The 16343-nt window shown below is 67.4% G+C and carries 12 protein-coding genes; 7 read left to right on the top strand and 5 right to left on the bottom strand.

Going from position 1 to position 16343, the window contains the following annotated elements; all coding sequences use genetic code 11:
* Window positions 1-88: 88 nt before the first annotated feature.
* Window positions 89-2104 (bottom strand): hydantoinase/oxoprolinase family protein, encoded by a 2016-nt coding sequence (locus GXY47_09095; GenBank protein NLV31299.1) that lies wholly within the window; start codon window positions 2102-2104, stop codon window positions 89-91.
* Between the two features lie 353 nt (window positions 2105-2457).
* Between GXY47_09095 and GXY47_09090 the strand changes: the two genes are divergently transcribed.
* The 3 genes from GXY47_09090 to GXY47_09080 all read left to right on the top strand — a co-directional run bounded on the left by GXY47_09090 (window position 2458) and on the right by GXY47_09080 (window position 5145).
* On the top strand, window positions 2458-3279 hold the full coding sequence (locus tag GXY47_09090) for a methyltetrahydrofolate cobalamin methyltransferase (GenBank protein ID NLV31298.1): 822 nt from the start codon (window positions 2458-2460) through the stop codon (window positions 3277-3279).
* A gap of 190 nt (window positions 3280-3469) precedes the next feature.
* On the top strand, window positions 3470-4102 hold the full coding sequence (locus GXY47_09085; protein NLV31297.1) for a cobalamin-binding protein: 633 nt from the start codon (window positions 3470-3472) through the stop codon (window positions 4100-4102).
* A gap of 26 nt (window positions 4103-4128) precedes the next feature.
* Complete coding sequence (locus tag GXY47_09080) at window positions 4129-5145, top strand: uroporphyrinogen decarboxylase (GenBank protein NLV31296.1); 1017 nt, start codon at window positions 4129-4131, stop codon at window positions 5143-5145.
* A 124-nt stretch (window positions 5146-5269) separates the two neighbouring features.
* Here the strand turns inward: GXY47_09080 and GXY47_09075 are convergent, their stop codons facing one another.
* Both GXY47_09075 and GXY47_09070 read right to left on the bottom strand, forming a co-directional pair.
* On the bottom strand, window positions 5270-6430 hold the full coding sequence (locus GXY47_09075; GenBank protein ID NLV31295.1) for an esterase: 1161 nt from the start codon (window positions 6428-6430) through the stop codon (window positions 5270-5272).
* Window positions 6427-7146, bottom strand: coding sequence for a TetR/AcrR family transcriptional regulator (locus GXY47_09070; GenBank protein ID NLV31294.1), 720 nt, complete (start codon window positions 7144-7146; stop codon window positions 6427-6429). The genes GXY47_09075 and GXY47_09070 overlap by 4 nt, the downstream gene beginning before the upstream one ends.
* A 245-nt stretch (window positions 7147-7391) precedes the next feature.
* On the opposite strand from GXY47_09070, the gene GXY47_09065 reads away from it, so the two are divergent.
* From GXY47_09065 to GXY47_09050, 4 genes are read left to right on the top strand one after another with little or no spacing between them, the layout of a single operon-like run.
* Window positions 7392-8333 (top strand): alpha/beta hydrolase, encoded by a 942-nt coding sequence (locus tag GXY47_09065; protein NLV31293.1) that lies wholly within the window; start codon window positions 7392-7394, stop codon window positions 8331-8333.
* A gap of 40 nt (window positions 8334-8373) precedes the next feature.
* On the top strand, window positions 8374-10113 hold the full coding sequence (locus tag GXY47_09060) for a tannase/feruloyl esterase family alpha/beta hydrolase (protein NLV31292.1): 1740 nt from the start codon (window positions 8374-8376) through the stop codon (window positions 10111-10113).
* A 34-nt stretch (window positions 10114-10147) separates the two neighbouring features.
* Window positions 10148-11215, top strand: a complete 1068-nt coding sequence (locus GXY47_09055; GenBank protein NLV31291.1) for a DUF3237 domain-containing protein — start codon at window positions 10148-10150, stop codon at window positions 11213-11215.
* Between the two features lie 46 nt (window positions 11216-11261).
* Complete coding sequence (locus GXY47_09050) at window positions 11262-12182, top strand: prolyl oligopeptidase family serine peptidase (GenBank protein ID NLV31290.1); 921 nt, start codon at window positions 11262-11264, stop codon at window positions 12180-12182.
* 7 nt (window positions 12183-12189) lie between these two features.
* Here the strand turns inward: GXY47_09050 and GXY47_09045 are convergent, their stop codons facing one another.
* Window positions 12190-12381 carry a hypothetical protein gene (locus GXY47_09045; GenBank protein ID NLV31289.1) on the bottom strand — a complete coding sequence of 64 codons (192 nt, stop codon included), beginning with the start codon at window positions 12379-12381 and terminating at the stop codon, window positions 12190-12192.
* A 7-nt stretch (window positions 12382-12388) separates the two neighbouring features.
* Window positions 12389-16291, bottom strand: a complete 3903-nt coding sequence (locus GXY47_09040) for a hypothetical protein (GenBank protein ID NLV31288.1) — start codon at window positions 16289-16291, stop codon at window positions 12389-12391.
* Window positions 16292-16343: the final 52 nt, after the last annotated feature.

The following is a 16343-nucleotide window of genomic DNA, read 5'->3' as shown; positions in this document are numbered from 1 at the left end:
CGGGCCGCCCGCATCCACTTTATAGGAGGATACGGCCGCATCACAAGCCATAACTTCCCGCGCGGCCTCCCCGGGCCGCGGCCGGCTCCTATTCAGCGCCGTCCCGTTCCGGCCGGGAGCCCGGGTCGGGGCGCCCCTCGAGGCTCGCGGATATGGTGCGCCTGAGAAAGACCGCCTCCCCGCTGGCCGCCCGGGGGACGCTGTCCTCGGTTTCGAAGGCGACGTCCCGGATGCCGGTCCCGGCTTCTCCCGCCTTCCGGCGGACGATGGCCGTCAGTTCCTCCCTGACGAACCGGTCCGCGTCTTCGAGATTGCCGAACCGGCGCACGCCGGAAACGCCTTCCACGATGAAATCGCCGTTGTCGCCGGGGACGATCCAGAGCCCTTTCCGTATGTGCACCTGGCTCGTGATCGCGCCGATGGCGTTGGCCACGTCGGCGTTTTCCGGTATGACGGACCTGGTCTGGAGGGGGACGATGGCCTGCGGCAGGAAGAACCGGATCGGCGCCCCTATGCCGACGACCGGGTGCCGGAGGCGGATCGCCACTTCGTAATTCGGGTGCTGCTCCTCCAGGAGATGGCGGACCAGGGTCCGGCAGACGGGGCACCCCTCCATCCTGTCCGGCTCGGTGTCGTCATCCAGGCCCCGCTTGAGCAGTTCCAGGGACAGCTGCCGCGCCGCCAGGGCGAGGACGTGGGCCGCCATCGCGTCGAGGGGCATGCGGCAGAGGGGCGTGTAGAAGCCGGCGTAGCGCCGGGCGGTCTCGGCGTCCCATTCCAGGTACCGGCCGTCGATATGAAGCAGGTCGGTGAGCGTCAGGCCGCACCTTTGAAGGACGCCCCGACCCTCGAGCCGCTGCAGGTGCAGACTGGCCTCGGTGGCGGCGCCGAAGATGTGCAGCAGCTCCTCCATCGAATGCGGCCGGTGCTCGAGCTGCCGGAGGATCTTCTCCTCCAGGGGGGTGAGGGGCAACGACCCGGCATCGCCGGTCCTGACCAGGAGCGCCATCTTCGCCGTGGAAACGCCGTACTGCCGCAGGCGGAGGGTCAGGTAATCGAGGGCGGCTTCGGTGCCGGGCCAGTGACGGCCGAGCCAGGCGATCGGGGCCACCCGCCGGGGGCCGATATGAAACCGCATCCGCTCGAACCGGATCAGGCTGTCCCCCCCCAGACCGACCGTGCGGATATCGAGCGCCTGGACGTGCGTCCGGCGCCCCCCGACGCGGGAACCATCCCGGTCGAGCCGGACCCGGCCCGACGCCAGGGCGGCCGTGTCGGTCGTCGTTCCGCCCATGTCGACGACGATCGCATCCTCCAGCCCGGTCAGGTGCCGGGCGCCCGCCACGCTGGCCGCGGGGCCCGAGAGGATCGTCTCGACGGGGCGCCGTTTCGCCAGGTCGGCCTTCATCAGGGTGCCGTCCCCCTTGACCACGAACACGGGGGCGTCGATGCCGTACCGCCGCATCACCCTTTCGAGGTCGAGCAGCAGGCCGGCGATCCTCGGGATGATCCTCGCGTTCAGGAAGGCCGTGACCGCCCGTGTCTGGAAATCGAGCGTGTCCGAAAGCTCGTGGCCGCACGACACGAACAGGCCCGTTTCCTCCTCGAGGCAGCTCTTGACCCGGAGTTCGTGCTCGGGATTGATGGAACCGGCGAACCCGGAGACGGCGAAGGCGGCCACGGAGTGCCGCTCCACCATGCGGCGGGCCGCTTGCCGGACCTCGTCCTCCCGGACCGGCGCCAGTTCCCTCCCCGTGATGTCCAGCTGTCCCTCCACGACCGCCTGCGGCCGGCAGGGTATGTTCTGGGCGATATCCAGCCCGAAGGGGGGCATGAGGAGGAGGCCGACCTTCTGCCCCTCGTTTTCGACGATGGCGTTTGTGGCCAGGGTGGTGGAGAGCGACACCAGCTCGACCTCACGCAACCGCTGCGGGTCGAGCTGCCGGAGCGCCCTTTCGATCCCCACCGTGAAATCCCACCGCGTGGTCGGCGATTTGGCCTTGGAGAGGATCCGGTCCGCCTCGAAGTCGAAGATGACGGCGTCGGTGTAGGTGCCGCCGGCATCCACTCCGAGGCCGATTTTGATGAAGCCGCTGTCGCTCAAAGGTTTTCGCCCCCCGCCCAGGGACGTATTAACACCTTTTCGCGGGCGCTTCAACGCCCATCCGGCCCGCTCGAAGGCGCCCCGGGGCCGGCGGCGGACCGCCGGACATATGGGGTTGACTTATGGGCCGAATGGATTAGAATCATAAACGTTTTATTTTAGAGGCTTTAGGGTGTCCATGGCCGCGTTCGCATTTGACTTGACCCCCTCCTCTAGGGCAACTTAATGCGTACGCAGAGCGGAGCCGGGCCGCACAGGCCCCGCGGTCGCTGGGGGACATCATCAGCGAGAGGCGCATCCCGCAACGTGTGGGGCAGTGATGGCTGGATCATTTGGGAATGGAGTGACGCACAATGATAATAATTGCTGAAAAGATCAATGGATCGATTCCGTCCGTGGGCAAGGCGATTGAAGCCGGAGACGCCGATTTCATCAGGAACCTGGCCAAGGTGCAGTCCGAAGCGGGGGCCGATTTCATCGACGTATGCGCATCCGTCGAGGTTTCCCGGGAACTGGAAACCCTGAAATGGATGATCGACATCGTCCAGGAAGCGACCGACACCCCCATCGCCGTGGACAGCCCGAGCGCCGAGACCTGCGCGAAGGCGATCGATTTCTGCAAAAGACCCGGGCTGGTCAATTCCGTGTCGATGGAGGGGAACAAGATCGCGACGGTCTTCCCCAAGATCGCCAGGACCGACTGGCAGTGCGCCGCGCTCCTGTGCGACGACACGGGAATTCCGCGCTCGGCGGAGAAGCGCCTCGAGGTGCTCGAAGCGCTGATGCAGAAGGCGAAGGAGTACAACATCGACCCTTCCCGGCTGCACATCGACCCGCTGGTGGAAATGCTGGCGACTTCGGACGACGGCGTCAACATGATCATCGAGGTCATGAAGGAGATCCGGAGACGCTACCCCACCCTCCACGTGACGGGGGCGGCCAGCAACATCTCGTTCAACCTCCCCGCGCGGAAGATCGTGAACCAGGCCTTTGTCGTCCTCGCCATGAACGCGGGGCTGGACAGCGTGATCCTCGACCCGTTGAACCGCGACCTGCGGGGCCTCATCTACGCGACGGAAGCGCTCCTGGGGCGCGACGAGATGTGCATCGAGTTCATCCAGGCGTTCAGGAGAGGCGTGTTCGGCACGCAGCCCCAGGCGCCGGCGAAGAAATGAGGCAGGCGTGCCCGCCGAAGCCGGGAGGCGAAGGCGGGCCGTTTTTCTTAGCATCTTCGGGCAGGACGTGCTAGAAAATAATGCGCGCGGCTGTTTCGATACCGCTGGATCTATTATTGGAAGGACGGTTTTTCTGGAATCAACCTCTCCGGCCCCCGGCCGGGACATTACGAAAATCAGGTGAAAAGACATGGCCAAGATCGACGAAGTCAAAGAACAGGTAATCATCGGCAAGACCAAGATAGTTCCCGGACTGGTCCAGGAAGCCCTGGACGAGGGAAGCGCCGCGAAGGACATCCTTCAGGCGATGATTGACGGCATGAAGGTGGTGGGAGACCGGTTTTCGGCCGGCGAGATCTACGTGCCCGAGATGCTGATCGCGGCAAAGGCGATGGCCAAGGGCGTGGAAGTGCTGAAGCCCTTCCTGAGCTCCGAGGCGTCGACTTCCCTGGGCACCTGCGTCATCGGTACCGTCGAAGGCGACCTGCATGACATCGGGAAGAACCTCGTCAACATGATGATCGGCAGCGCCGGTTTCGACATGGTGGACATCGGCGTGGACCAGGCGCCCGCCAAGTTCATCGAAGCCATTAAGGGGAACAAGAACGTGAAGCTGGTGGCGTGTTCGGCGCTTCTGACCACGACCCTGCCCGCGCTCAAGAAGACGGTGGACGCCATCAGGGAGAGCGGCCTGCAGGGCTTCAAGATCATCGTCGGCGGCGCGCCCGTGACCCCGAAGTTCGCCGAGGAGATCGGGGCCGACGCCTACGCGCCCGACGCCGGATCCGCCGCCGAAAAGGCGAAGGAGATCGTCGCGGCCTAACCCACCCCCATCGGAGAAAGGGTTTCATGCTGACCAAGAGACAGAATCTGCTGGAAACCATCCGCGGCGGCAACCCGGACCGGTTCGTCAACCAGTACGAGGCGTTCGATTGCGATCCGGGTTCCCCCTTCGGCATGATCATGGGGGACCCCATCGCGGCCGCCTCGCCCAGGGTGGGGCGCGGGGAGCCGCCGGTCAAGGACGGCTGGGGCGTCACCCGGGCCTGGCCCGCCAACGTGCCGGGAGCCTTCCCGGTGCACGACGAGGCCCACAAGGTGCTCAAGGACATCACCCAGTGGGAGAAGGTCGTCAAGGCGCCGCGGCTGGACTACCCCCAGTCGGAGTGGGACAAGTTCAAGCCGCAGATCGACGCCGTCGACAGGAACGAAGTGTTCGTCACCCTGTTCGGGGCGCCCGGGATCTTCGAGCAGCTCCATTACCTGATGGGGATGGACGACTGCCTGATCGCCTTCTACGAGGAACCGGAGGCGATGAAGGAACTGATCGCCTACGTCACCGACTGGAAGCTCCGTTACGCCAAGCTGGTCTGCGACAACTTCGCCCCGGAGGTCATCCTTCAGCACGACGACTGGGGCAGCCACCGTTCGTCCTTCCTCTCCCCGGACATGTTCGAGGAGTTCTTCCTGGAACCGTACAAGAAGTGGTACGGGTACTACAAGGAGAGGGGGGTCCAGCTCATCGTGCATCACAACGACGCCTACAGCGCCAACCTCGTCCCCCACATGATCGAGATGAAGATCGACATCTGGCAGGGGTGCGTCACGACCAACAAGGTGTCGGACCTCATCAGGAAGTACGGCGGCAGGATCTCCTTCATGGGGGACATCGACAACGGTCTCGTCGACCGTGAGGACTGGACCCAGGAGCTGGTCGAGCGGCACGTACGCAGGGCGTGCGAGGAAAACGGCAAGCATTACTTCATTCCCTGCATCACCCAGGGGGGCAAGGGCGCCGTCTACGACGGGGTCTACGACGCCATTTCCAGGGAAATCGACAAGATGAGCAAGGAGATGTTCCGCTAGATCGGAAACCACCTTGCCCGGACCGGGAGCCGGGGGGCGCGCCGTGACCGCGACGCGCCCCCCGGCTTTTTTTATCTGCCCCCCCGGCCGGGCGCGGCCGGGGCCACCCTGCCGCCGATCGCGCTCATTCCCGGAACAGGAGCGGGGCGAATTCCCGGAGGCAGCGGCGCCAGGACTGGAACTCGTGCGCCGTGTCGGGGGAAACGTAGAAGACGCTCCGGATCCCGGCCTTCGTGAGCGCCTCGGCGTCCGCCCGCGGGTCTCCGCCGAACCCGCGAGGGGCCCCGGCGCGCGGCGCGCCGAGTTCGCGGCCGCCGTACCCGACAAACACCAGTTTGACCTTTTCCCCGAAACCGGGGGCGGCCTTCACATCCTCGGGAGAGATCGAGCCGCCGCTGAAGAGGCCGATGTGCGAGAAGGTGTCCAGGTGCCCGAGGGTGATCCAGCGGGTCTCCATCCCCCCCATCGACAGCCCGGCCATGGCGCGGTGCGCCGCGTCGGGCAGAGTGCGGTAATGGGCGTCGACGTAAGGGATCAGCTCGTCCAGGAGGACCGTCCGGAAGGGGCCGACGTCGAATTTCGCCAGGCCGCCGATCCGGGCGTCGTTCGTCATGCCGTAGGTCATCACGATGAGGAAGGGGCGGGCCTTCCCCGCGGCGATCAGGTTGTCCATGATCAGGTGCGCGCGCCCCTGGTTGCTCCAGGCGGTTTCATCCTCGCCCCAGCCGTGCTGCAGGTAGAGCACCGGGTAGCGCCCGGAGGGGTCCCGGTCGTAGCCGGGGGGGGTGTAGACGAAGGCCCGGCGCACCGTGCCGGTGCTTTTGGAGGGGAAGAGCACCTGCTCGACGCGGCCGTGGGGCACATCCCTCAGCGCGTAGAAATCCTGGTCGGCGGCGGGGACCTCGATCCCGCTCTCCCAGCGGGTGGAGCCGTAGAAATTCAGGGCGCCGGGATCATTGAACGTCCCCCCGTCGACCGTGATCCGGTAGTAGTGGAACCCCTCGTCGAGCGGCACCGCCGTGGTGCCCGTCCAGGCGCCGTCTTCCCCCTTGCGGAGCGGGGTGCCCTCTCGCCCTCCCAGACTCACGCTGACGCTTTGGGCCTGGGGGGCCACGATGCGGAAGCGCGCGTGGCGCTGGGAGTTGACCTGGGGGTATTCCTGTCCGGGCTGGTTCAGCGTCGAGGGCTTGAAGTCCTCCCTGATGGGGGTCGCTCCGGTCTGCGCCCCAGCCTCGAAGGCGCCGAAAAGAAAGATCAGGACGACGGCGATGGTGCGTGGTTTCATGGCTTTTCTCCTTGCTTGGCGGGATTTCTCCCTGTTTTCCCTTTGGATCCGGCCTTACGGCGCTTCCGCTCCCCGGTTTCGGTTCCGGCGGGGTCCGGCGCGCGCAGCCCGGCGGCGGCATAGGGCAGGATCTGCTCGAACGTCGCCTCCAGGTCCTCGGGGTCGCACCGCCCGCCCGACAGGACGGTCAGCGAAGCCGGCTGCCGCACCCCGAAAAAGAGGGCGCCGGCCATGAAATGGAGGCGCCACATCACCGTCCTTTCCGAGAGGTGGGGGAGGCTCCGGCGCAGCGCCCGGATGAAGGCCCGGTGCGACCGGTTCATGTTGCCGGCCAGCGCGTGGGTGTATTCCCACCGCTCGTGCGACAGGTTGGCAATGATGCGGAGGTGGATCGCCCGGCCGGCCGGGGTATCCCCCTGCCGCAGGCAGGGGAGGATCCACGCCCTGAGGATCTCCTCGACCGCGGCCGTCCGCCCGCCGCGCGTGACCGCCTCGAGTTCCCTCAGCCCCTCCTCGACCACGGGATCCACGTGCGACCGGAAGACCTCGTCGAACAGCGCCTGCTTCCCGCCGAAGTAGTACCCCACCAGGGCGAAATGCACCCCCGCCTGGGAGGCGATGTCGCGCACGGAAACTTCCCGGAATCTCTTGCGGGAAAAGAGTTCCTCCGCGGCCCTGAAAATCCTGTCTCGGGCCCCCTCCGGGTTCTTCTTCAAGGTGCCGGCCTCCGCTGTCCGAAACACGCGGCCGCTCCACGACCGGAGGATCTCCTGTCGGCTTTTTGCTTGATACAGCGGCCCGTCCGTATTATAAGACACCCGTTCGCCGATTATACAAGTGTATAATTCGCTGTTACGTCGGGACCGCAGGATACGTATCAGCCAGTAGAAATCCGTACCGATCCCTTAGCCGGACAGGAGGAAAAGCGATGTTTCGATCAACCCTGGTTTCGCTGCTTGTTTTGACTTGTTTCGCCGCCGGCGCCTTCGCCCAGGCGCCCCCCGCCGGATCGGGCCCTTACCCGGCGATCATCGAAGGCGATCCCCGGCTGCCCGGCCACACGATTTACCGGCCCGCCGACCTGGGCCCGTTCGGAGCGCAGAACCCGCTCCCCGTCATGGCCTGGGGTAACGGCGGCTGCGCCAATTCCTCCCAGATGCACGCCCCCTTCCTGGTCGAAGTGGCCTCCCACGGCTACCTGGTCGTCGCCATCGGCCCCTACCGCGAAGGAGCCCCGGCCTCGAAAGAAGGAATGATGGGGGGAGGCGGCACCAAGTCGGCCCAGCTCCTGGAGGCCCTCGCCTGGGCCACGGCCGAAAACGGGCGCTCGGGAAGCAGATACTCCGGCAAGGTGGACCCGGCGAAATTCGCCGTGGCGGGGATGAGTTGCGGCGGGCTGCAGGCCCTGGAGGTCTCCCCCGACCCGCGCGTGGCCACCACCCTGGTCATGAACAGCGGCATCCTGAACACCCCCTTCGGGGCGCCGAAGGAAGGGATGCCCAAGGCGCCCGCTTCCAAAGCCGCGCCGAAGACGGGAGCGCCGCCAAAGACGGGAGCGGCGCCGAAGATGATGATGTCGATGCCGGCGGTGGACAAGGCGCTGCTCGCGCGGCTGCACGCCCCCGTTTTCTATGTCATCGGCGGCGAGAAGGATATCGCCTATCCGAACGCGACCGACGATTTCGCAAAAATCGACAAGGTCCCGGTGGCCATGGCCAACCTCGACGTGGGCCACGGGGGGACCTACATGGAGCCGAACGGCGGGGAATTCGGCCGCGTTGCCTCGGCCTGGCTGGACTGGCAGTTGAAGGGGAACAAAACGGCGGGAAAGCTGTTCACCGGTCCCGACTGCGGCCTCTGCGCCCACGCCAAGTGGACGTTCGTGAAGAAACAGATCCCCTAGGATGGCGAAGGAAAAAGGAGACGTGCGGATGAATGGGACAATGAGCAGAGGGGCGGGATGTGTTCTGGTCCTGGCGGGCCTTTTCGCCGGGGCGTCCCCGTGCCCGGCGCAGGCCGGGGCTTCCGGGGCGGGCAAGGAAATCAGCAGCGGGGACTGCACGGCGGCCAGGCTCGGCTCCGCCATCCCGGTCTCGGCCATCGGCGAACCGGTCTCGGCCGTGACGCTCGACCCTCCCGTCTGGAAGGAGGCGGCCGGGACCGGCCCGGCTTACTGCAGCGTGAACGGGTCGATGGCCCCCGTTTCCACCGAAACCACCGCCAGGCCGATCCATTTCCAGGTGGTCCTGCCCGCCTCCTGGAGCGGCCGTGCGGCCCAGCTCGGGGGCGGGGGGATGAACGGCATGATCCCCAACCTCCTGGGCGGGGTGGACATGGGGCCGGGACCTTCCCTGATCGGGCGGGGGTTCGCCACCTATGGCAGCGATTCGGGGCACCAGATGAGCTTCGGGTTCGGCCGCAAGACGGCGCCGGGAGCCGGTTCGGGCGACGACTGGGCCCTCAACGACGAGGCGATCCGGAACCTGGGCTACATGCAGCTCAAGAAGACGCACGACGCCGCCCTGGTGCTGATCGAAAGGATGTACGGGAAAAAACCACGCTACAACTACTTCTTCGGCACCTCCCAGGGGGGGCGCGAGGCGCTGACCGTGGCCCAGCGCTACCCCGCGGACTATGACGGGGTGGCGGCCAACGTCCCGATCGTGAGCCTCACCACCCTCATGCTCGCCCCCGACCTGATCCGGATCCAGGAAAAGCCCCTGGCCCGCTGGGTGACCCCGGCCAAGACCAACGCGATCCGGGCGGAATTCATGCGGCAGTGCGACGGGCTGGACGGGCTCACCGACGGGGTCATCAACAACTACATGGCCTGCCGGGCGATCTTCGACGTCAGGCGGGGCGAGCCGGGCCGCGATCCATGGAAGGCGAAGCGCTGCCCCGACAATGTCGACCCGAACCCCGAGGACACGAGCGCCGCCGCCTGCCTGACCGACGGCCAGATCTCCACGCTCGAGTTCGTCTACAGCCCCTACCGCTTCGCGACCCCCCTGGCCCATGGCGTCCAATCCTTCGGGATGTGGGTGCCGAACACCGACGCCGCGAGCAGCGGCATCGTAGCCGCCCGACGCTTTCGCGGCCAGGAAGGGGCGCCCGAAACCGCCCCGGCCCACAACCATCTCGGAACCCTGGGCGTGACGGGGTTCCTGATGCAGGACCTCGGTGCCAACCCGCTCGATTACGTCGAGGGGGGGCGCCTCGACGCCCGGAGGCGCGAACTCTCCCTGGCGCTCGACTCCACCGACCCGAACCTGGAGCCCTTCCTCCGGCGCGGGGGGAAGATGATCGTCGCCATCGGGACCAATGACACCCTGGCGTCCCCCGGCGCGCAGCTCGATTATTTCCAGTCGGTCATCGACGCGATGGGGAGGGAGAAGGTCGATGCCTTCGCCCGCTTTTTCGTGCTCCCGCAGACGGGGCACGGGCTGAGCGGCACCTCCCATTCGGTGGACGGCGACGGCCGCCCGATCGAGCCGGCCCCGATTCCCAGCGGCTTCAGCCGTTTCGATCTGCTGATCCGGTGGGTCGAGCAGGGGACGCCGCCTGCGGCCGTGACCGTAAGTGCGGGGGAGCGGAGCCTCCCGATGTGCTCCTACCCGGCCTACCCGAAATATGTCGGCGGCCCGAAGGGCGCGGCGGCCTCCTACACATGCACGGCTCCCTGACGAGGGAAGCGTGCGAAACCGGAAAGGTCCTGTCATGAAAGTCTACGGTCGCAACACCGTCACCCTCCTCGCGCTGCTCGGCGCACTCCTCGCCCTGCCCGGCCACCCGTTGCGCGGGGCGGCCCCGGAGGGGTCGCGGAGCGCGGGGAGAAACAGGGTCCTCGTCCCGCACCGGGCCTGGCCCTGCGGGATGCCCGAAGGGATCCCGGCGCCCGAAGAGGGGGTGCCGGTGCTGGAGGCCCAGCTGCTCCTCGGCACGGTCCACGACCTCGGCCGGACGCCCTACGGCCAGCGGAAGGTACTGGTGGTCGAGGGGGGGACGGTATCGGGCGCCAGGATCCGGGGCTCGGTCATGCCGGGCGGGCTCGACCTCCAGCTGGAATTCCCCGGCGGCATGGAGATCGAGGAGATCCTCGTCCTGCGCACCGGGGACGGGAAGTACATCTACATGTGGGGCGCGGGGACGGCGGCGGACCCGGGCGACGTCCGGATGGTCCCCGCGTTCGAGGCGCCGAACGACAGCGCCTACGCCTGGCTCAACCGGGGGACCTACGCCGCCCGTCGAACGGTCGACGAGGCGGCGGGAAAGATGACGATTGCCGTTTTCGACGTCTCGGCCGTCGTCGCCGGGGGACAGGACAAGGATCCGGTCCGGGTGACCAAGCCTGAGGGCCTCCCCGACCAGCCCCGGGACTACCGCAAGGCTGGGCCCGAGGAGGAGCGCGGGGCGATGCTGATCGACGAGAACGTGACGCTCGGGCCGACCCAGATGGTGGGGCCCGCGGGCGACCGCGTGCGCAACATCATCCCGATCACGGGCGGGAGCGTAAGCGGCAGGATCCGCGGCAAGGTCCTGCCGGGCGGCGCCGACTACCAGAACCTGGCCAGCCCACCCACCATCGATGCCCGCTACCTCTGGCAGACGGAGGAAGGGGAGGTGATCCTGGTGCGCAACGGCGGGACCATGAACCGGCTGGCGCCCACCTTCGAAGTCCGGGTGGACGGCCCCTACGCGTGGCTGAACGGGGGGCGCTACCTGAGCTCGAGCCCCCGCATGGGACAGGGGGGGGTCGCCCTCACCTTCTACGAAACGAAACGCTGAACCGCCCCCCGTGGGGGTCTACCGAAACCACACCTGGAGAACCGTCATGAACCCTATCCGCAGAACCGTCGTCACCCTCTCCCTGGCCGCGCTCGGCCTCGGCTTCGGCCTGATCGCGCCCGTTTCCTCCCAGCCGTCCGCGCCCCGGGACGCGCGCAAGGCGCCCCCCGCAAAGCGCGGGGACTTCATGCCGATGAAGGTCGACCCGCGCGTCCAGATGCGGTCCTACCTCTTCGAGGAAACCGGCGAAAAGATGGAGTACGCGCTGTTCATCTCCTCCAAGGTGCGCAAGGAGGAAAAAGCCCCCCTCATCGTCACCCTGCACGGGCTGGGCGCGGGGCCGGCGATCATGTTCGGGGCGAAGGCCCTCGAACTGGCCGAAGAGGGGGGCTACATCCTCGTGGGCCCGATGGGATACAACGTGCGCGGCTGGTACGGCATTTCCATGAAAGGATTCGGGCCCAAGCCGAAGCCCGCGGGATCCGAAGGGGCGGCCGCGAAGCCGAAGCCTTCGATGTTCTCCAATCCCGACGACCCGGAGAACCTGAACGAACTGAGCGAGAAGGACGTGATGCACGTCCTCGACCTCGTCCGCGGGGAGTTCAAGGTCGACGAGCGGCGCATCTACCTGATGGGACACTCCATGGGGGGAGCGGGAACGCTCCACCTCGGGGTGAAATACCCCTCGATCTGGGCGGCGCTGGCCCCGATCGCCGCCGCGGCCTTCACCATCGACCCGGACAGCATGAAGGCGATCCCCGAAACCCCCATCCTCTTCGTGCACGGGGACGCGGACGAAGTAGTGCCGGTCGCCAACACGCAGCGCTGGGTGGCCAAGGCCCGGGAACTCGGGTTGACGCACGAGTACGTGGAGATGCCGGGGATCAGCCACGGTCCCGTCATCGAAGCGGCGCTGCCGGCGGTGTACGCCTTCTTCGCCAAACAATCGAAACCGGCGGTCCACTGACGCGCCGTCACCCGTTCCTTCGGGCGGCCTGTGCCTCCTGGAGCGACCGGAACCGGAACACTCCGCGTGGACGCTCCGTCCGCACGATCCGCCGGTAGCGGGACGAGTGGCGCCGGAAGCGCCAGAACGCGGCGTCCGCCGTCTTGCGGACGGGCGCCGCGTTCATCTCCTCGATCGAGCGGAATTTTTCCAGGGGCATATCGTTTTCATTCCACCGGCTCGATCGTCTCCGGCCGGGTGTTCCAGCCGCCGAGCAGGAAGCGCGGGCGCTCCCCGCCGAGGCGGCGCGGATCGAACTCCACGGTGACCGTCTTGCTCTCCCCCGGCATCAGCCCGAAATAGTTGTCGCTGTAGAAGGCGGGGAGGATGTCGCGCCCCGCCTCCCCGGCCAGGGTGCGGATGCGGGTCTGGACCGCCGGGGCGGGCCCGTCGTTCCGGAAGGTGAGGGTGTAGCGCACGTTCCCCCGCCCCCTTTCCTCGTCGACGGTGACGCGCGGCGAGACCGCGGCGCGGAGGCGCACCTCGGGCAGCCGGTTGAGCCCCTCGTAGCGCATGTAGTCCTTCCGGTTGTGCCAGTAGAGGTTGTCGCCCAGCAGCCGGCCGGATCCGTCCCGCACGGAGAGCCGGATAAAGACCAGGTCGGTGGGGGATTGCGAGAAATCGGCCGTCCCGAGCCGGATGCCGTATGCGTCGGGGCCGAGCGCAGGGGTGACCCACTCCCGATCCGTCACCGGCCGGCCGTCGAGATCGAATACCCTGAGACTCGTGACGACGCCGGAATAGGCCGCCGTCGAGAGGTTCGAGAGCACGACGGCGTCGTCGCGCGGGTCCCAGACGGCGTGGGTCGGCTGGTTGGCCGCCCTGGCGCCGAAGTAGCCGGCGTTGGTGTCGAGATACCAGTCGTAGGTCTGCCACATGAAGCTGGGCCAGGAGGACTGGCTCATCCACATCAGGAAGCCGTTCGAGCGCTTCACCGTCAGCCCCTCGTACACCCCCTTGAAGTTCTCGTAGTTGATCATCTGGGCCATCCTCTGGAATTCCTCCAGGGTGTAGGCCCGCCCGGCGGCCGCCACCATTTCGAGGATCTCCTTCCTGTAGCGGGCGAAGACGGGGTCGGACGGGTCGGGCTTCTGCCCCTGGACCCGGTCGGTGGGGACGGTGAAGCCGCCGGGCTTGTAGAGCTGCAGCGCGTCCATGTAGGTATTGGCCGGCCCGTTCATGTGGTAGGTCCAGTCGTGCAGCGCCCACGATTCGTTGATGGGCCAGAGTTTTTCCTCGGGGAGGAACCTGCGCATGCTTTCGAGGCTCGGCACGTTGGGGATGCCGCATTCGCTCCGGAGCGTGACGTAGGGGACCTCGTTGAAATACTCCCGGATCCCCGTCCCGTCGTTGCGGTTGGGCATGGCCGCGACGGCGTAGCCCCCGCCGCTCCCCACCGGGTCGGCGGCGGAGTTCGGGATGTAGATCCGCGTGCGGTCATGATCCCGGGTGAGCCGCCTCAGGCCGGCGTCGAGCGTTTTCGGCGGGTTGGCCTCGTTGCGGCCGCAGTAGAGGGCGAGCGACGGGTGGCGCCGGACCTTGCGGATCTTGTCGACGGCGTTGTCGAGAAACATCCTCTCGTCGTCCGGGTTCGGGCCGTCGGCCGGGTTTGCCAGCCAGAAGTCGTCCCAGAGGAGGATGCCGTAGCGGTCCGCCGCCTCGTAGAAGGCGCGGTGGTTGGTCATCCCGACCCAGTTGCGGATCATGGTGAAGTTGGCCTCGGCGTGCAGCCGCATCTTGTCGTCGTATTTTTGGGGCGTGTCGGTCTTCAGGCCGTCGTCCATCCCCCAGTTCCCCCCCTTGGCCACGATCCGGGTGCCGTTGCAGTAGATCGTGAGCCGGTTGCCGTCGATGGGGTAGGTGAATTCCCTCACCCCGAACCGGAAACTCGACCGGTCCTCGACGCCCCCCGCCCGGCGGGCGGTCACCGTGGCGGTGTAGAGCGGCTGCCCCCCGTAGGTGTTAGGCCACCAGAGCTCCGGGTCGTTGAGGAGAATGCCGTCGATCACAGCTTCCCGGCGGCCGTTCCCCGGGACGCTGATCGTGCGGGAAAAGCGCACGTCTCCGGGGGTGATGACGCCTTCGAGCGTCACCTCCGCCGGCTCCGGCCCGTAATTGTGCACGTCCGCCCGGAAGCTGAGCTCGGCCTGGGAGTCGTCCAGCGCGTAGGTGCGGACCATGCTCTGGGCGACTTCGGCCGCGGTTTCCGCATAGATCCGGATTTCCCTGACCCTGACCGGCACCACCCGGTTCCCCTGCTCGGCCACCTCCCTCCGTTTCGTTGCCGTGAAGCGCACGTAGCGCGCCTTCTGCTGCACGGGAATCCGCACCGGGAATGCGTCGTTGCCGGCGAAGGAAACCTTGACCGTCGCCACCGGCCCCGGCACCCCGTTGGAGATGTCGAACCCCGCATGCTCCCCGGTACCGGGCGCCGGGTCGGCCTGCCGGACGCCGAACCAGCCGGTGTCCACTTCGCCCCCCGCATAGGAATCGAAATTCCTCCAGCCGGCGCCGTCATCCGACACCTGCACGCTGAACTCGGCGGGATGCCGGCTCTCGGCCGAGGCGGCGGCGCCCCCGGTTTCGCTCCCCCATACCAGCTCGAGGCTGCCGATCGCCGTCACCTCCCCGAGATCCACCGTGAAACCCGCACCGTCGACGTCCGCGCCGATCCACTGGGTGCTCTCGTCGTTATCGGCGACGTGGGCGGGGTCCGCCCCCCCCTGTCCCGCGGGCTGCGTCACCGTCCGGCCCAGCGCCAGGTTGCGGGCCGAGAGGTTGGCCGATGTTTCGACGATGTCCAGATCGGTCTCCATCCAGGCGTCTTCGAGCCGCACGCTCCCGCCGCAGGTCACGGTAACGTCGTTGTAGATTCCGATGCCGCGGCCGCGGATCGTGGGGAGCCAGTCCCACCCCACCGCCGCGTGCAGGGTGGGGTTGTCCTGCCCGAGTTCCCCCCCGTTGGGGAGGGGCCCTTCGGCCAGCCCCTGGGTGGTGACCAGCCCCGGGGTCCGGTTGCGGTAGATCCGCACCGCCAGGAAGTTCGGCCCGCCGAAGCGCGCCAGCGCCGTGACGTCGAACCGGGCGCGGATGAAGGCGCCCTCGATCGAGTGAGCGTACCCCGCGAGGTCGTTCTCGAGCCGGCGGCCGTTGAGCCAGACGTCGGCCTTCCAGTTGATCGCGTCGAAGTCGAGATAGACCCGCCGCCCCCGTTGCGCCTCCGGGATCTCGAACGAGTTTCGGTACCAGAAATCGGCGGTGAAGAAGATGTCGGAGGCCTGGAACTGCCAGTCGTCGTAATAGGGGTCGGGGACCGCGCCGGCACGGAGCCAGGAGACGAAGGCGGTGCCGGGCACCGTGGCCGGGAGCCAGCCGGAATCGTCGTACCCTGCCGCGCTGAGGGTCGCGCCGTCGGCTTTCACCAGCGATGCGCGCTCGATCCTCCAGTTGCCGCCCGTCAGCCGCTGCGTCCCGTCCTCCTCCGGGGCGGGCTGCGGCGGGAGGCGGTAAGGCGGGCCGCTTTCCCCCCCGACCTCGATCTCGCGGATCCGGTAGTCGCCGCCCGAGGAGGTCCGGCAGAGGACGCGCAGGTAGCGGGCACGCGCATCGATCTCCGTCGCCACCGCGCCGCCGGCCCGGCCCCGGGCGCCCGCAACCGTTTGCCAGGCGCGGGCGTCCTGCGACACCTGGAGGTCGTATTCGACCGCGTAGCTCGAACCCCAGTACACCGTGACCTTCCCGATCCGGGCGCCGGCCCCGAGATCGAGATGGACCCACTCCTCCCCCCCGCCGGCGCTGATCCACTCGCTCTCGACCCGTCCCGGGACCATCTGCCCGTAGGTGGGGTTGGAAGCGGAGGTGCCGCCCGTGTCGATGACCTCGTCCGAGAGGGTTCCGAGGACGCCGTCGGCGACCAGCTGCGCGGTGTTGTCGACGTTGGCGGCGCTCGAATGCCAGGCGGCGCGGCGCAGGGCGATGTTGTCCTTCTCCGCCGCCGCAGCCGGAAGGGACGAAAACAGGGCCACGCCGAGCACCGGCGCCAGCAGCGATAAGGATTTTGGTCTTTTCATGACCCGCATTGTACTATGGAGGGCAACGATCGACAGGACATTTCCCACGCCG

Source organism: Acidobacteriota bacterium (assembly GCA_012729555.1).
Classification (GTDB): domain Bacteria; phylum Acidobacteriota; class UBA6911; order UBA6911; family UBA6911; genus UBA6911.
The sequence above is the reverse complement of the archived record's forward strand: the minus strand, read 5'-3'. Positions and strand labels throughout refer to the sequence as shown.

Bases quoted from the DNA above. Each gene is read 5' to 3' on its own strand.
- GXY47_09040 (NLV31288.1), bottom strand. From the start codon at position 16,291: ATGAAAAGACCAAAATCCTTATCGCTGCTGGCGCCGGTGCTCGGCGTG.
- GXY47_09085 (NLV31297.1), top strand. From the start codon at position 3,470: ATGGCCAAGATCGACGAAGTCAAAGAACAGGTAATCATCGGCAAGACC.
- GXY47_09050 (NLV31290.1), top strand. From the start codon at position 11,262: ATGAACCCTATCCGCAGAACCGTCGTCACCCTCTCCCTGGCCGCGCTC.
- GXY47_09060 (NLV31292.1), top strand. From the start codon at position 8,374: ATGAGCAGAGGGGCGGGATGTGTTCTGGTCCTGGCGGGCCTTTTCGCC.
- GXY47_09045 (NLV31289.1), bottom strand. From the start codon at position 12,381: ATGCCCCTGGAAAAATTCCGCTCGATCGAGGAGATGAACGCGGCGCCC.
- GXY47_09055 (NLV31291.1), top strand. From the start codon at position 10,148: ATGAAAGTCTACGGTCGCAACACCGTCACCCTCCTCGCGCTGCTCGGC.
- GXY47_09090 (NLV31298.1), top strand. From the start codon at position 2,458: ATGATAATAATTGCTGAAAAGATCAATGGATCGATTCCGTCCGTGGGC.
- GXY47_09075 (NLV31295.1), bottom strand. From the start codon at position 6,430: ATGAAACCACGCACCATCGCCGTCGTCCTGATCTTTCTTTTCGGCGCC.
- GXY47_09080 (NLV31296.1), top strand. From the start codon at position 4,129: ATGCTGACCAAGAGACAGAATCTGCTGGAAACCATCCGCGGCGGCAAC.